Raw genomic sequence first — 14,358 nt, 5'->3', positions numbered from 1 at the left:
ACGACCACACCGAGCGGGAAACCCCGGGTCACTCAGCGTGATCCGGGGTTTCCCCCGGTTCGCCGCCGGCAGGGCCGGCGGACACCCGATCCGACGGCCGGCCCGGTCAGGGGCCGGTCCTCAGCTGCGGGTCGGTGATCCCGCCGGGGCAGGCGAGCCGGGCGATGTCCCAACCGGCACGCCGCGCTCCGGCCTGGTAGGCGCTCTCGTAGAAGGCCAGTGCCGCGACGCGGGGGTCGGCCGCTGATCGGGCGTCGTCGTAGCGCAGCACTGCCAGGTGGCCGCCGCGCTGCTCGATCCACTCCGCGGCCTCGGGCCTCAGCGGCTCGTTCTCCAGCCCTTCGGGCTCGGGGGCGGTGTACGAGTAGAAGGCGGGCTCGGGGAAGGCGTCGTCGCCGAACCAGAAGCCGGAGCTGATCACCTCCCGTGAATAGGCCTCCCTCGTCACGGAGTCGACCGAGGGCGGCTGGTCGACCCGGCGTTCGGAGAAGCGGCTGCAGGCGATGTCGAAGGTGTGCCAGAAGTGGTGCACCGGGCTGATCTTCCCCGAGAAGCCCGAGGCGAACTCCTCCAGCACCAGGTTCACCTGGCTGAGGACCTGCCAGTAACGAATGACCATGACGGGGTCGTAGGCCGCGTGCTCGGTGTCCTCGACGAACGGCCGCCCGGAGTCGGGCAGGTCGAACGGCCACGGCCGGTCCAGGTCCACCTGCACGTCCAGCTCCGCCAGCGCCAGCATGACCCGGTGGTAGAAGGACGCCACCGACTGGCCGTAGAGCGGGAACGACGTCGCCCGGCCGTCCAGCTCGGTGACGAGCAGCTGGTGGCCGACGAAGTCGAAGTCGATGGTGAAGATCGGGTTGCCGTCCGCCTGTCCCATCGGGCGGGTGGTGAGCCCCCGGCCGGTGAGGTGGAACGGCACGTTCCACCAGTGGTTGCGCCGGACCTCGGCGGCGAGCCGGATCTTGCCCACCACCTGGCAGAACCGGTGCAGCGTGGCCTTGGTGTCCCGCCACTCGTCCAGCGGCATCGGGGCGAACAGCTCCATGACGCCACCATTCCCGCGGCGTGCGCGCCAAAGACCCGGCCGGCACCACGGACAGCAAGATCTTCACCGGGGCCGCGCCGGGAACACTCCGGAGCGGGGCGAGGGCGACTCATGGCGCCCGGCGCCCGCGCCTCGCAGCAGGCCCGCGACCCCCTGGGGCCGCCTCTCCGGGCTGTCCGAGGTGACCAGCGCGTACCGCGCGGCGTCCAACAAAAGCCATATAGGAAATCTTTTATAAAGAGCATGCAAATCCTTTTATGGCAGTGAGTACGCCCTTTTATCGGGGGTACCGGCCACGAGTATGTCCGGCCTGCGCGTGCCGCTGCCCGCACAGTCGACCTGCGTGCGGCTCGCCGTTCTCATCACCATCCCGGCGGCACCGGTACCGGTGCCGGGAGGCGTTGCCCCCGTCTCACCAGGGGCCGCGCGGGTGCGCTCCGCTCCGGACCCCCCTGCCCGCCACAGGGCGCGGCGCGTCTCCTGGCCTGTCGTCCCAGGCCTGCTCGGTATCCTTTTCGCGGCTCAGACGATCATGCCGATGGCACTCGCCGGCTGGAGGATGCGCGGCATCGTCATGGCCACGCTGCGCCCGGTGAGGAGGATCTGCGACCGCCTCGACGAGATCAACGAGGGTCATCCGGAGGGCCGGATCCCGGAGTTCCCGGGCCGGCAGGAGATCAACCGGCTCGCCCGCGGCATCAACAGTGCCCTTGAGCGCGGCTGGAAGGCGCACCGGTTCGCCTCCGACGTCTCACATGAGCTGCGCAGCCCGCTTACCGCCCTCCGCGTGCAGATCGAGGAGGCACGGCTGCACGGCGGGCAGACCGATCTGGACGACCTGCTCCGCCGGGTGTTACGCGAGGTCGACCACCTTGAATCGATCATCGATGATCTCCTGACGCTGTCTCGGGCGGAACAGTGCGGCGAATCAGCGGCGCGCCTGCCATTGGACATGGCGGCGGTGGTGAGGCGGCACGTCGCCCGGCGGCACGATCGCGTTCCGGCCGGGCTTCGGCTTGAATCCGGTGTGTTCGTCAACGGCGTGGAACCCCAGATCTCCCGGATCCTCACAAATCTGCTGGACAACGGGCAGCGGCATGTCAAGGGATCGATCATGGTCGGAGTCCGGCGCGACGGCGACGTCGCCGAGATGACCGTCGAAGACGACGGCGACGGCGTCCCGCCCGCTGAGCGGGAGCACATCTTCGAGCGCTTCGCCCGGTCCGAGAAGTCGCGCCGCGTCGACCCGCGCGGTGCCGGGCTCGGCCTGGCGATCACGCGCGAGATCGCCCACGCACACGGCGGCACCATCCATGTCGAGGACTCCGCGGCCGGTGGTGCCCGCTTCGTGCTCCGGCTGCCCGCCATCGACCCGCCGGGTGAAACCGGTGAGACGAGATCGGTGCGATCCTGCCCGCCGGCCACCGCCTGAGACAACCGGCTCCGCCCGGCACATGGCGCGAACCCGCCGCGCGGCCGCGTTAGTTCTCTGCAGATGAGGGAACATTTAAAAATCCAACTTATCGCCCAAAGAGGGTGTTATTACCACAAAAGGGATGCAATTTGTTCAACTGAACCATTCGCCGGTTCTTCATTGATCCATCGTCGCTTCGGGAGACCTTCGGGAGACCAGGATGCAACTGCCCGCGCCTCGAGGCCCCCTCACCGCGCTTCTCTTCGAGCGGCTGGCGTGCCCGCCTCATGAGTTCGGCCCGCCACCGGTGCCCGCCAGGACACCGGCCCTGGAGGACGAGGATCTCCAGCTCGCGCTTTTCGCCTGTTACGAGCTGCACTATCGCGGCTTCGCGGAGGTGGACGAGGAGTGGGAGTGGGAGCCGTCGCTGCTGGCGGTCAGAGGGGCGCTGGAGCGGCGGTTCGAGGACGGTCTCGCGCGGGCGGCGCCGCGCCCTGTTCCCACCTTCTCGGCGTCCATTCGCCGGGCCCTGGCCGAGCTGACGGCCGCCGCCACCGGGCCCGACCTGTCGGGCTTCCTGCAGCGCGAGGCCGACCTCGCGCAGTTCCGCGAGTTCGTCGCGCACCGGTCGATCTACCATCTCAAGGAGGCCGACCCGCACACCTGGGCGATCCCCCGGCTGCACGGTGGCCCCAAGGCGGCCCTGGTCGAGATCCAGGCGGACGAGTACGGCGGCGGGCACGCCGGGCGGATGCACTCGGAGCTGTTCCGCACCACTATGCGCCACCTGGGCATGGACGACTCCTACGGCGCCTACCTGGACCGGGTCCCGGCGATCACACTGGCCGTCTCCAACGCGATGTCGCTGTTCGGACTCCATCGGCGGCACCTCGGAGCGCTGCTGGGCCACCTGGCGGCGTTCGAGATGACCTCCTCGATCCCCAACCGCCGCTACTCCATGGGCCTGCGGAGACTGGGCGGGGACGAGGAGGCGAGGCGTTTCTACGACGAACACGTGCAGGCCGACGCCGTCCACGAGCAGATCGCCGCGCACGACATGTGCGGCGGGTTCGTACGGCAGTACCCCGCACGCGCCGGCGACGTCCTGTACGGGACCGCCTGCGCCCTCACCCTGGAGCGGCTCTTCGCCGAGCACGTCATGGGCAACTGGCGGCGCGGCGCCTCCTCCCTGCGGGAGGCGGGCCTGGTGGCGGGGAGCCGATGATGGACCTGGACTACGTACTGCCGTTGCGCTGGGACGACGACTCCGGCCTGGACGAGCTGACCGCCTACCTGCGCCGGCTCGGCCGCAGCGTCCGCGTCATCGTCGTCGACGGCTCCCCGGCCGCCCTGTTCGACCGGCACGCGCACCGGTGGAACGGCCTGGTGTGGCACCTGCGGCCCGACGAGGATCTCGGCTTCGCCAACGGCAAGGTCAACGGCGTGATCACCGGGATGCGCCGGGCCGACGCCGAACACGTGGTCATCGCCGACGACGACGTCCGCTACGGCGAGGCCGAACTGTCCAGGCTGGACACCCTGCTGGAGGGGGCCGACCTGGTCCGGCCGCAGAACTACTTCGCCCCCCTGCCCTGGCACGCCCGCTGGGACACCGCCCGGACCCTGCTCAACCGCGGCTTCGGCGCCGACTACCCCGGCACGTTCGGCGTACGCCGCTCCACCTTCCTGAAGATGGGCGGCTACGACGGGAACGTGTTGTTCGAAAACCTGGAACTCATCCGCACGATCCGCGCCCACGGCGGTCGCGAGTGTCGCCCCCTGGACCTCTACGTCCGCCGTCTGCCGCCGGAGCCGCACCGGTTCTGGTCCCAGCGCGTCCGGCAGGCCTACGACGACCTGGCCCAACCGGCCCGCATGGCGTTCTTCCTCGCCGTCGTTCCCGCCCTGGCCGCCGGGTTGCCACGCCGGCGTTCCCGGAAGGTTCTGGCCGGTGCCGCCGTATCGGCCGGGCTGGCGGTGGGGCTGGCCGAGATCGGCCGCCGCAGGGGCGGCGGGCGGCGGGTCTTCCCCTTCACCGCCGCGCTGTTCGCCCCGGTGTGGCTGCTGGAGAGGGCCGTGTGCAGCTGGCTGGCACTGGCGGCCCGTCTGTTTCGCGGCGGGGTCCCCTACGCCGGACATCGGATGCGGACCGCCGCGCACTCCTCCCGCCGGCTCAGGGCGCGCGCTCAGGCCGCCGCGTCGGGCTCGCTCGCCGCCCGGAAACCGACCCGCTTGTGCGAGCCGTCACAGAACGGCTTGGCCGCCGAACGCCCGCAGCGGCACAGCGCCACCGTCGCCCGGCCCGGGTCGATGACGGCCCCGTCCTGAGTCATCAGCGTGAACACCCCTCGGATCAACAGCGGCCCGTCCTCACAGAGAGTCACCGTGACCGAATTATCCATTTTAGGGCGCATATTAGGGTGCTGCCCGTTGTCTTTCCCGAGAAACGCGGGCCGCCGCTCCGGCGAGGTGTCCGCGGGCCCGGCTCGACGTGCGCCTGCCAGGACTTCCCGGCCTCCGGTTTCCAGAAGCCGGGCACCCAGTCGTCCGGACTGTCTCCCTCAGCCCTCCTCGACGCCGAGATGCGTGCGGCTGTGCCTCGGGGTGTCGATCTCGTCGAGCAGCGCGATCGCGAGGTCGGCGTAGGAGATGCGGCTGGCCGCGTCCGCCGGGGCCGTCCGGTACCGGCCGGTGCGCGTACCGCCGTGGTCGAAGTCGCCGGCCGGGCTGACGACCAGCCAGTCGAGAGTGGTCTCGGCCGCGCGCAACGTGTCCGTCCCGGCGGCGTGTCCCAGGTAGAACGATCGGTACTCCTGGGGATAGCCGGGGGTGTCCATCAGCTTCACCCCGGAGGAGGTCTCCAGGGCGGAGGCCAGCCCGACCACCACCAGCCGCCCCACTCCGGCCTGTCCCAGACCGTCGACCAGGGCCCGCGCCGAGCCGGTGAAGAAGTCGTGCGGGTCGACGCCCATGTCGCAGGCGGCGCTGATCGCACCGTCGTGACCCGCGGCGATCCTGGCGATGGCGGACGTGTCGGTGACATCGCCCGCGACGACCCGTACGCCCTCGGCCGCGAGGTCTCCGTGTTCGGCCGGGTCACGGACGACGGCGGTGACCCGGTGGCCACGCCCGCGCGCCTCGGCCACGGCCGCACGCCCGGCCCGGCCGCCGGCCCCGAAAATCACGATCTCGCTCATCGGAACACTCCTGTCGTCAGGGCCGGATCCCAGGTTCCGGCCGCCGACCCGGACGCTATCCGGAGCGGTGGTTACCACGGGGATACCGTGGCGCCGGTGAGCGAACCGCCGGCTCCCGGCGTGTTCGACGAGCTCCGCCCGTCCGCGCTCACACCGATCCGGTCCGGCGGCACGTGGGCAGGAATGATCGTCCGCTGTCTCGAACACGAACCTCGACGCTTCCCCGAGCCGCGGGTCCCCCTGCGCGGCATCACCGCGAACAGGAACGAGTCGACGGCCCGCGACCATACACCGCCATGATGATTCCACCGGTTCCCCAGCGGGAAGTCGATACTCTGACGCGTCTCCCCCGAGGCCGCAGGGAGCGGCGGCACGGCCGGAAGAAGAAGCCATTGAGTGCGATGACCTTCCACACCCACGACCTGCCGGCCAGGGACCGTTTCCCCTGCTGGTTCGAGATGGTCACTCGGACGCACGTGCGCGCCTGGGGCCGCAGCGAACACGAGGACAACTTCGCGGCCACGATGCGCGTGTGGCAACTGGGCGAGGTCCAGGTGTCGCTGCTCTCCTACCCCTCACTCCAGGTGGCCCGAACTCTCAAGTTGATCCGCGAGAACGATCCGGAGATGTATCTGCTCAATCTCAACCTGAACGGCTCGGCCGGCCTCGCCTACCGAGGTCGCTCCATCCTCTACCGCGCCGGGGAGTTCGCCTTCTGCGGCACCTCCCACCCCAGCCAGGGATGGCGATCTTCGCAGGAAGAGCCGGCGCGGTCACTGGTCGTGCAGTTCCCGCGCGCCCTGCCGGGCCTGGCCGCCGACAACGTCGATCGGCTCGCCGCGGTGCCGATCTGCACCCGGAGGGGCATCGGCGCGGTGCTGGCCGCCCACCTGTCCCAGCTGATGAGGGACACGGACGGCTACACCGGAGCGGACGAGACCGCCCTGTCCGGCATCACCCTCGACCTGGTGGCGGCCACCCTCGCGCACCGCCTGGACGCGTCCGACGCGCTCACCCCCGAGACCCACCTGCAGGTCCTGCTCCAGCGCATCGACCACTTCATCGAGCGGCGGCTCTCGGACCCGGAGCTGAGCCCGGAGGTCATCGCCGCGGCGCACCACATCAGCCTGCGCTACCTGCATCGGCTGTTCCAGTCACGCGGTGGCCCCACCGTCAGGGCCCACATCCGCCAGGCCCGACTGGAACGCTGCCGCCGCGATCTGACGGACCCTCGGTTCGACAGCCTGCCCCTGCACATGATCGCCGCCCGCTGGGGGTTCGGCGACCGCACTCACTTCAGCCGCCTCTTCCGCTCCGCCTACGGCGTCTCGCCCGGTGACTACAGGCACACGCGGGACAACGGCGGGTAGTGCACTGATCTCCATAGGAACGTGCGCTGGCGGTCACATCCCGCGCGCCACGACGACCTAACTTTGCTCTGCACCAGAAAGCGATGTCCCAGTCGGACCTCACCATCCACGTACGGAGTCTCGCATGCCCACCCTCCGCACTCGCCTCGCCCGCAGGATCGCCCCGCTGGCCGCCGCACTGACCCTCATCGGCGCGCTCGCCGTGCCCGCCTCGGCGTCCGCCAATCACTCCGCCCTGACATACTTCGTGATCAGGAGCGCCAACGACTGCACGCAGGCATCGTTCGATTACACCTATACCTATATCAACACCTTCAATGGCCGTAAGGCGTACGACGTGTATCTGAACGGGTCGCTGTCGGACTACGACATCGACTGCTACAACGACAACTACGGCGGCGCACTCCAGTTCAAGGGGTACCGGTACTCCGGAAGTACGTGGACCTACCACTCCGCAACCGTCTTCGTGACCTATGATGCCGACGACCACACGACCGGGTTCACCACGAGTGCTCTTCCCAGCGGCCTGTACTCCGACCTGCACTTCCGAGCCTGCAACAAGGGCCCGACGGGTTACGTCGGCACCTGCGGGGCCTGGACGGGCTCGTGATCATCGGATACCGGACCACCTGTCCCGGGCGACGGAGAGCGTCCGTCCCCATCGCCGGTCCGCCGCCGTCCGGCGGCTCGCCCTCCAGGCACATGCTCCCGTCGTGGCCGGCATGCTCGGCCACCTCCACGACGAGCCGACGTTCCTCCTGACCGGACGCCTCGCCGGGCTCACGCCGACAGCGTGAGGAAGCCTCAGCGCAGTATCCCGGCGAGGCGGCGCCACTCCTCGCGGGGCAGGTCGAAACCCGACGCGGTGATGGCCTGCAGCGCCACCTGGTCCGCGCCCGCCGCGTGGAAGTCCTCGACCCGCGCCCGGATCCGCTCCTCGTCGCCCCAGGCGAAGAGCGCGTCGATCAGCCGGTCGCTGCCGCCGCCGGCCAGGTCGTCCTCGGTGAAGCCGCCGCGCAGCCAGTTGTTGACGTAGTTCCGCAGCCCCAGGTACAGCTTCAGCCCGCCGCGCGCCAGGGTGCGGGCCCGCTCCGGGTCGGTCTCCAGCACGACTCCCAGCTCGGGAACGAGCAGCGGCCCCTCGCCGAGGACCTCGCGGGAGGCCGCGACCTGCTCGGCGGTGACGAGGTAGGGCAGCGCGCCGGCCGCCCGGTCCCGGGCCAGGCCCAGCATCCTCGGCCCCAGCGCCGCCAGCAGCCGGCGGCCCTGCGGCACCGGGGCCGGGGCCCGGTCCAGGGCGTCGAGGTAGGCGACCATGGCGCCGTACGGGCGCCGGTAGACGTCGGTGGCCTCGGGATGGCTGACGCCCAGACCCAGCAGGAAACGCCCGGGGTGGGCCGCCTCCAGCTCGGCGTACCGCTCGGCGGTGTCGGCGGCGTCGTGGTGCCAGATGCTCTGGATGGAGGTGCCCACCACGATCCGGGACGTGGCACCCACGACGTCGGCGGCCTTCTCGACACCGCTGTTACCGAGCCAGATCGTGCCGAAGCCGAGTTCCTCCAACTCGGCGGCCGCCTCGGCCCGCACCCCCGCCTCCTGCCAGGCCAACCCGCTGAAGACGCCGTACCGCCCGATGTTCGGAGTCTCACTGCTCATGGGAAAACCTCCAGGTCGTCAGGTCCTTCATCGGCCAACACGTCAGATGATCTCGCTTGTTCCTCGGTGGCGATCTCTCCGACGCGCCATGATGTGCTCGGCTCGCGTGGCCACCCTGGCCGGTGTGCCCCCCTCGGGCGGGCACACCGGCCATGGTCGCCAATCCGCTGTTCGGCCTGGAACTGCCGTCGAAGGCACTGGTCTGGGCCGATGACCGGGAACGCGTCTGGGTGAGCCACCACGACCCCGCCGACTGGCAGCGACGCTACGGCCTCTCCGACGAACTGATCACCCCGCTCTCCGGCACCGGACGGCTGATCGCGGCAGCCCTCGCCGACTGACCTGGCCGCATCGGCTCACGCGTGGCGCGCCGGATCGGCGCCGCCGGTGTGGCCCTCCCGCACATCGCCACGTCGCTCCCATCGCTCGTTCACCGCCCGCTCGGCGGCGATCCTCGCGGCCCGATGTGCGAGCTCGCCAGGAGTACCCGGCCGAGAGGTGGGTGGCGCCCCCGCATGATCTCCTGTGCCGGAGACTTGACCTCGATTGAGAACCGCTAAAAATGCCGAAGGCGGTGACTTTCCATAGGCGCCTAGGTCAAACTGGTGGCCATACCACCTAGAGGAAATCGCGTCGAGTTACGCGGTGGTCGCAGTAGCGGTGCGGGGGCCCAGGAATTCTGGAGTGCCAATTTGAACGTGCTGGTGACTGTCACAGCCGAGAACTCCGCGGACGAACTCCGTAACCTGCACTCCTGGTTGCAGGAAGAGCCCGAGCTGCGCGGACAGGTCCGGGTCAGGGAGGGTGACCCGCCGCCCGATGCTCTCGGTCCCGTGGTCGACGGGCTGCAGGTCGCCCTTGGTACGGGAGGGGTGGGGGCCTCGCTGGCGGGTGTGCTGATCGCCTGGCTGCGAACGCGCGGCGGAGAAGTGAGTCTGACCCTGTCCCGCAGTGAGAACGAGACTCGCGTGGAGATGACCGCCAAGGGTGTCAAAGCTCTGAATCTGGTCGAGACACAGGCACTCACCACGCAACTGGTCGAGGTGCTCAAGAGCACCGAGGCCCATGATGGCGGCGACTGAACCACCTCTCGGCCTGCTGCTCGCCGCACCCGGCACCCAGGTCCTCCTGGTCGGTTCGGGAACGTACCCGACCGGCTCCCGCCTGCCCGATGTTCCCGCCGTCCCCGGCACCATCAGCGATCTCGGACAGTGCCTGGTCGACAGGGCGGGGCTGGACCCGGCCGATCTGACCGTGCTGATCGATCCCTCCGGCCCGCAGGAGTTCGGCGCCGCGCTGGTCCGAGCGGCACAGCGGGCGCGAGCCGTGTTGTTCGTCTACTACCTGGGCCACGGCCTGGTCGGCAGTAACAACGATCTGCATCTGGCCACCCGTTCGACGGTCGATCTCACCGAGGGGATTCCCAGCCACCAGGCCCTGCCGTACTCGGTCGTCCGGGAGGTCGTCGCCGGTTCCCCGGCCCGTCTGACGCTCATCGCTTTGGACTGCTGCTTCGCCGGACGAGCACAGGGGACCACCGGCCGCGCCGACATCGATCAGGTCTTCGACACCGCCCGGCAGGGCATGTATCTGCTGACCTCCACCAACAGGAACGAGGCCGCGTGGGCGCCCGAGGGGCAGCGGCACACCGCCTTCACCGGTGCCCTCATCCACCTGCTGACCAATGGAGACCCCACGGCCCCGCCACTGCTGACCCTGGACGATCTCTACAGGTCGCTGTCGCGCACTCTTCCCGCGCGGGGTTTTCCCCGGCCTCGGCGCCAGGCCGCCGACTACGGAGACCGGCAGCCGATCGTCCCCAATCCCGCCTACCGGAGCAGATCCCCCGAAGACCCGAGAGAACAGGTGGGAGATTTCAGCCCCTACCGGGGGCTGGCCGCGTTCGGCCCGGAGGACGCCGGACTCTTCTTCGGCCGTACCGATCTCATCACCGCCCTGGTCGACCGGGTGACCGGACATCCGTCCCGGACGGGGCCGCTCGTGGTGATCGGGCCGTCCGGGTCGGGCAAGTCGTCGCTGCTCCGCGCCGGTCTGGTCCCCGCCCTCCAGCGAGGATCGCACTCCGGCGAGACCGGCACCAGGTTCATGATCTTGAACCCCGGTGACGATCCGGTGGGCACGCTCGCCAAGCGGTTCGCCGTTCTCGGCGACTCATCTCCCGAGGAGTTCCGGCGACGGCTCCAGGATCAGCCCGGTCATCTCCGTGAGGCGCTCGTGCGGATCCTCGGCGACCGGACCGAACGTCCGGTCATCATCGTCGACCAGTTCGAGGAGGTCTTCACCGCCTGTCCCGACGAACACCAGCGTCGAATCTTCGTCGAGGCACTGCACTCCGTATCCGTCGGCACCGAGGGTGACGCCCCGGCCGTGGTCGTCATCGGAGTGCGGGCCGACTTCTACGGACACTGCACGGCCCACCCGGAACTCCTGTCCGCCCTGGATCACCCCCTGGTCGTCGGCCCGATGACGACGGCGCAGCTGAGCGAGGCGGTCGAAGGACCGGCCGCGCTGACGGGGCTGATCCTCCAGGACGGGCTCGTCGACCTCCTCCTGGAGGATCTCGGGACCGGCGCGCAGCTCAGCGCGATGGGCATGGGAGGCGTTCTCCCCCTTCTCTCCCACGCCCTGCTGGCGACCTGGCAGAACCGGGAGGGACGGACGCTGACCCTGGCCGGATACCGCGAGACCGGGGGAATCGCCAGGTCGCTGGCGCAGACCGCCGACACCACCCTGCGGGGCCTCGACTCCGCGGGCCATCGGATCGCCCGGCGGCTCCTGCCCCGCCTGGTACGGCTCGGCGAGGACACCGAGAGCACCCGGCGAACGATCCCTCTGGCCGACCTGCTTCCACCGGCCGCCTCGCCGGGGCACGTCGAGGCACGGCAGGTCCTCGACCACTTCGTCCACGCCCGGCTGGTGACGGTCGACGAGGACAGCGTGCAGCTCACCCACGAGGCCCTCATCCGCGCCTGGCCCCAGCTACGTCTCTGGATCGAGGAGGACCGCGCCACCTTGCTGGTGCTTCAGCAGCTCGGTGAGGACGCCCGCGAGTGGGCCGGGCATGACCGCGATCCCGCTTTCCTCTACCAGGGCACCCGTCTCCTTGCGGCTCAGCAGGCTCGTACCCGCTGGGAGGGCGACTCCCTGCGCCACCACGTCACGCTGACCGTGACCGAGCAGGCGTTCCTCGACGCGGGTTCGGCGTTGATGAGGCGGCAGGGGCGGCAGCGCCGGCTGATCCTGGCGGTTCTGTCGGGACTGCTGGTCGTCGCCCTGGCGGCCGCGGGTCTGGCCGAGAGCCAGCGTCGGGTGGCCGACGAGCAGACCACCGAGGCGGTCGCCCAGCGAGATCGCGTCGTCGCCAGCCTCGTCGCCGCTCGCGCAGGCGTCCTGCGGCCCACCGACCCGGTGAACGCCACCCTGCTCAGCATCGCCTCCTGGCGGCTCGGGCAGGTTCCCGAGGCCAGGGGCAGCCTGTACGAGGCGCTGGATCAGCTGGAACGGTCAGTGGTCACCGTCCCCGGCGCGGTCGTGTACGAGCTCAATCGGGACGGCACGGAACTCGTCACCTTCGGGCCGGACGGCGGCGGCGTCTGGGACGCCGCCACGGGCAGGCGGCTGCGGACGCTGAGCGGCTCCGGACCGGACGTCACCGTGCCGATGAGCAGGGGCGCCTCAGCGGGAAGGTCGTTCAAGACCGTCACGCTCAGTCCGGACGGCCACACGCTGGCGGTCGTCACCGAAAAGGGCAGGGTACGACTCTGGGACACCGGAACAGGCCGTCAGGTGGGCGCCGAGTTCGGCTCCGGGGTCGAGGCGGTGGAGTTCAGTCCCGGCGGAAGACGACTGGTTCTCGACAGGGGAGAGCCCGAATGGCTGACGTTCGATCTGGAGGTCTGGGACGTGGCCCGGCAGGTCGTGCTCCACAGAACCCACTCAAGTCGGCGACTGGTCGCGTTCAGCCCCGACGACCGGCTGGCGGCCTACTTCGGCCTGGACTCGGACACCGTCGTCTGGGACCTGGTCTCGGCGAAGAAACGTCGCACTCTGGGGACGAGGTCGGCGGGAAGCGAGGCGATAAACACCGACACCTTGGGAATCGCCTTCAGCCCCGATGGAAAGTACCTGGCCGTTGCCGGCCACAGTAGCGGCCCGCGACTGTGGGACCTCGACACCGGGCAGGTCTTCCAGGACAGGTACGGCGTTGACGGCTACAGCGTCAACGACTACGACGGGGTCGGCGTGGCCATGCTGCGCTTCAGCTCCGATGGGCGCTTCCTCGCCGGATTCGACGACGACAGAGCCGTGTGCCTGTGGCGCGTCGCCGATCACACCCTGCTCCAGCGCTACAAGCCCGCCTACGAGGAGGTCTTCGACTTCCGGTTCACTTCGGACGCCTCCTCGCTCAGGCTCGTGGGCGACGGCGGTGCCGTACTCACTCTTGACCTGCGCGCCGACACCCACCCGGCGATCGTCAAGGAGGCGTCGCTGAGCCGCGACGGCTCGACGGTCGTCTCCATGGGAGAAACCACCACCCTGCTCGACTCACGCAGCCGCGAACCGATCGGGTCGATCCCCAACGACGCCTTCGACACGTTGGAAGTCGGACCCGGCGCACGGATCGTGGCGTTGCAGAAGGGCTCCCGCGTGACGCTGACCAAACCCGCGGGCCAGGCACCGGTGGTCTTCGAGCTACCCGGCAAAGCGCCGTACGGACGCTGGCAGTACTTTCTGCACAGCATGACGTTCAGCCCCGACGGAAAGAGCATCGCCTTCGTCACCGGTGACGACACCAAGCCCAGGCAGACGGTCCTGCTGTACGACGTCGCGACCGGGCGGCAGCTCCACTCGATCAAGGTCGATCACATCGACAGGCCCACCGGGGCATTGGCCTTCCAACCGGGTGGCCATCTGCTCGCGCTCGGCACCTACCCCGGACACGCGATCGACCTGACCTCCGGCGAGATCCTTCCCGAGAGGTTCGGCCCGGAGACGAACCAGACGAGCACGCTGGCCTTCAGCCCCGGCGGCGACCTGATCGCCGTCGGCGGCAACGACGGCCAGGTCACCTTCTGGGACGCGACCACATTCAGCCGGGTCGGGCTCAGCCTCCGTGGCCACAAGAACGGCGTCGACTCGCTCGCCTTCTCCAGCCGAGACGATCTGCTCGCCGTCGCGGCGGACGACGGCGTGCGGATCTGGGACGTCGCGAGCCGGCACCAGCTGGGTCTCCTGCTGACCACCCCGGGAGATGACGTGACCTTCGCCCCCGATGGGTCCGTCCTGTACACGACCGGAAGGACCGAGAACGAGGAGACCTGGATCTCCGCCTTTCCCACAGACCCCGAGCAGGCCGTCGCCACCCTGTGCGCCCGGGTGGGGACCACCCTCTCAAGGGAGGAGTGGACGAGACTCATCCCTGAATCGTCCTACCGCGAGATCTGCCCGAAAAGCGCGGCGGGGATCAGGTAGGCGGCCGCCTCGGCCCGCCCCCGCCTCCTGCCAGGCCGGCCCGCCGAAGACGCCGTACCGCCCGATGCCCGGGTCCCGAACGGCATGGAGAGAGAGCGGTTCCGTGTCTCGGACGAGGGCCCCATGGCGCGCTTTCCAGCTCCGACGCCTGCACTCGTGCGCGGGCGACCCGCTCGGCGG

The 14,358-nt window shown here is 69.8% G+C and carries 12 protein-coding genes and 1 pseudogene; 9 read left to right on the top strand and 4 right to left on the bottom strand.

Annotated elements, in window-relative coordinates; all coding sequences use genetic code 11:
• Window positions 1-106 precede the first annotated feature (106 nt).
• Window positions 107-1,048, bottom strand: a complete 942-nt coding sequence (locus tag AB0J58_RS20620) for a DUF5996 family protein (RefSeq protein WP_364217806.1) — start codon at window positions 1,046-1,048, stop codon at window positions 107-109.
• A gap of 301 nt (window positions 1,049-1,349) precedes the next feature.
• Between AB0J58_RS20620 and AB0J58_RS20615 the strand changes: the two genes are divergently transcribed.
• From AB0J58_RS20615 to AB0J58_RS20605, 3 genes are all read left to right on the top strand, one after another.
• Window positions 1,350-2,480, top strand: a complete 1,131-nt coding sequence (locus tag AB0J58_RS20615) for a HAMP domain-containing sensor histidine kinase (RefSeq protein WP_364217804.1) — start codon at window positions 1,350-1,352, stop codon at window positions 2,478-2,480.
• Window positions 2,481-2,682: 202 nt separating this feature from the next.
• Window positions 2,683-3,687 carry an iron-containing redox enzyme family protein gene (locus tag AB0J58_RS20610; RefSeq protein WP_364217803.1) on the top strand — a complete coding sequence of 335 codons (1,005 nt, stop codon included), beginning with the start codon at window positions 2,683-2,685 and terminating at the stop codon, window positions 3,685-3,687.
• A complete protein-coding gene (locus AB0J58_RS20605; protein WP_364217801.1) occupies window positions 3,684-4,790 on the top strand; it encodes a glycosyltransferase family 2 protein in 1,107 nt (368 codons plus the stop codon). Before AB0J58_RS20610 ends, AB0J58_RS20605 begins: the two co-directional genes overlap by 4 nt.
• On the opposite strand, the pseudogene AB0J58_RS20600 reads toward AB0J58_RS20605, so the two are convergent.
• Together AB0J58_RS20600 and AB0J58_RS20595 are read right to left on the bottom strand one after the other, a co-directional pair.
• Window positions 4,754-4,864: pseudogene (locus tag AB0J58_RS20600) on the bottom strand (hypothetical protein); the annotation flags it as partial. The gene AB0J58_RS20605 and the pseudogene AB0J58_RS20600 overlap by 37 nt on opposite strands.
• Before the next feature lie 159 nt (window positions 4,865-5,023).
• On the bottom strand, window positions 5,024-5,659 hold the full coding sequence (locus AB0J58_RS20595) for an NAD(P)H-binding protein (protein WP_364217799.1): 636 nt from the start codon (window positions 5,657-5,659) through the stop codon (window positions 5,024-5,026).
• Between the two features lie 96 nt (window positions 5,660-5,755).
• Here AB0J58_RS20595 and AB0J58_RS20590 point away from each other — a divergent pair, with 96 nt between their 5' ends.
• From AB0J58_RS20590 to AB0J58_RS20580, 3 genes are all read left to right on the top strand, one after another.
• Entirely contained in the window at window positions 5,756-5,959 is a 204-nt protein-coding gene (locus tag AB0J58_RS20590) for a hypothetical protein (RefSeq protein ID WP_364217797.1), read from the top strand.
• Window positions 5,960-6,060: 101 nt separating this feature from the next.
• Window positions 6,061-7,029 carry a helix-turn-helix domain-containing protein gene (locus AB0J58_RS20585; protein WP_364217827.1) on the top strand — a complete coding sequence of 323 codons (969 nt, stop codon included), beginning with the start codon at window positions 6,061-6,063 and terminating at the stop codon, window positions 7,027-7,029.
• Between the two features lie 124 nt (window positions 7,030-7,153).
• Window positions 7,154-7,639 (top strand): hypothetical protein, encoded by a 486-nt coding sequence (locus AB0J58_RS20580; RefSeq protein ID WP_364217795.1) that lies wholly within the window; start codon window positions 7,154-7,156, stop codon window positions 7,637-7,639.
• A 194-nt stretch (window positions 7,640-7,833) separates the two neighbouring features.
• Here AB0J58_RS20580 and AB0J58_RS20575 read toward each other — a convergent pair whose 3' ends face one another.
• Window positions 7,834-8,685 carry an LLM class F420-dependent oxidoreductase gene (locus AB0J58_RS20575; RefSeq protein ID WP_364217793.1) on the bottom strand — a complete coding sequence of 284 codons (852 nt, stop codon included), beginning with the start codon at window positions 8,683-8,685 and terminating at the stop codon, window positions 7,834-7,836.
• A 122-nt stretch (window positions 8,686-8,807) separates the two neighbouring features.
• Here AB0J58_RS20575 and AB0J58_RS20570 point away from each other — a divergent pair, with 122 nt between their 5' ends.
• The 3 genes from AB0J58_RS20570 to AB0J58_RS20560 all read left to right on the top strand — a co-directional run bounded on the left by AB0J58_RS20570 (window position 8,808) and on the right by AB0J58_RS20560 (window position 14,178).
• Window positions 8,808-9,026: a DUF302 domain-containing protein gene (locus AB0J58_RS20570; protein ID WP_364217791.1), complete on the top strand. Its 219-nt coding sequence runs from the start codon at window positions 8,808-8,810 to the stop codon at window positions 9,024-9,026.
• Between the two features lie 363 nt (window positions 9,027-9,389).
• On the top strand, window positions 9,390-9,767 hold the full coding sequence (locus tag AB0J58_RS20565; RefSeq protein WP_364217789.1) for a hypothetical protein: 378 nt from the start codon (window positions 9,390-9,392) through the stop codon (window positions 9,765-9,767).
• Window positions 9,751-14,178, top strand: a complete 4,428-nt coding sequence (locus AB0J58_RS20560) for an AAA family ATPase (RefSeq protein WP_364217787.1) — start codon at window positions 9,751-9,753, stop codon at window positions 14,176-14,178. Before AB0J58_RS20565 ends, AB0J58_RS20560 begins: the two co-directional genes overlap by 17 nt.
• The last annotated feature ends 180 nt before the right edge of the window (window positions 14,179-14,358 follow it).

It is taken from the genome of Streptosporangium sp. NPDC049644, assembly GCF_040675205.1.
Taxonomy (GTDB): Bacteria; Actinomycetota; Actinomycetes; order Streptosporangiales; family Streptosporangiaceae; genus Streptosporangium; species Streptosporangium fukuiense.
This window is presented reverse-complemented; position numbering and strand designations above follow the sequence as displayed.

What these genes read in the sequence shown, in the direction of transcription:
- AB0J58_RS20585 (WP_364217827.1), top strand. Translation starts at nt 6,061, where the DNA reads ATGACCTTCCACACCCACGACCTGCCGGCCAGGGACCGTTTCCCCTGC.
- AB0J58_RS20620 (WP_364217806.1), bottom strand. Translation starts at nt 1,048, where the DNA reads ATGGAGCTGTTCGCCCCGATGCCGCTGGACGAGTGGCGGGACACCAAG.
- AB0J58_RS20575 (WP_364217793.1), bottom strand. Translation starts at nt 8,685, where the DNA reads ATGAGCAGTGAGACTCCGAACATCGGGCGGTACGGCGTCTTCAGCGGG.
- AB0J58_RS20615 (WP_364217804.1), top strand. Translation starts at nt 1,350, where the DNA reads ATGTCCGGCCTGCGCGTGCCGCTGCCCGCACAGTCGACCTGCGTGCGG.
- AB0J58_RS20580 (WP_364217795.1), top strand. Translation starts at nt 7,154, where the DNA reads ATGCCCACCCTCCGCACTCGCCTCGCCCGCAGGATCGCCCCGCTGGCC.
- AB0J58_RS20605 (WP_364217801.1), top strand. Translation starts at nt 3,684, where the DNA reads ATGATGGACCTGGACTACGTACTGCCGTTGCGCTGGGACGACGACTCC.
- AB0J58_RS20610 (WP_364217803.1), top strand. Translation starts at nt 2,683, where the DNA reads ATGCAACTGCCCGCGCCTCGAGGCCCCCTCACCGCGCTTCTCTTCGAG.
- AB0J58_RS20560 (WP_364217787.1), top strand. Translation starts at nt 9,751, where the DNA reads ATGATGGCGGCGACTGAACCACCTCTCGGCCTGCTGCTCGCCGCACCC.
- AB0J58_RS20595 (WP_364217799.1), bottom strand. Translation starts at nt 5,659, where the DNA reads ATGAGCGAGATCGTGATTTTCGGGGCCGGCGGCCGGGCCGGGCGTGCG.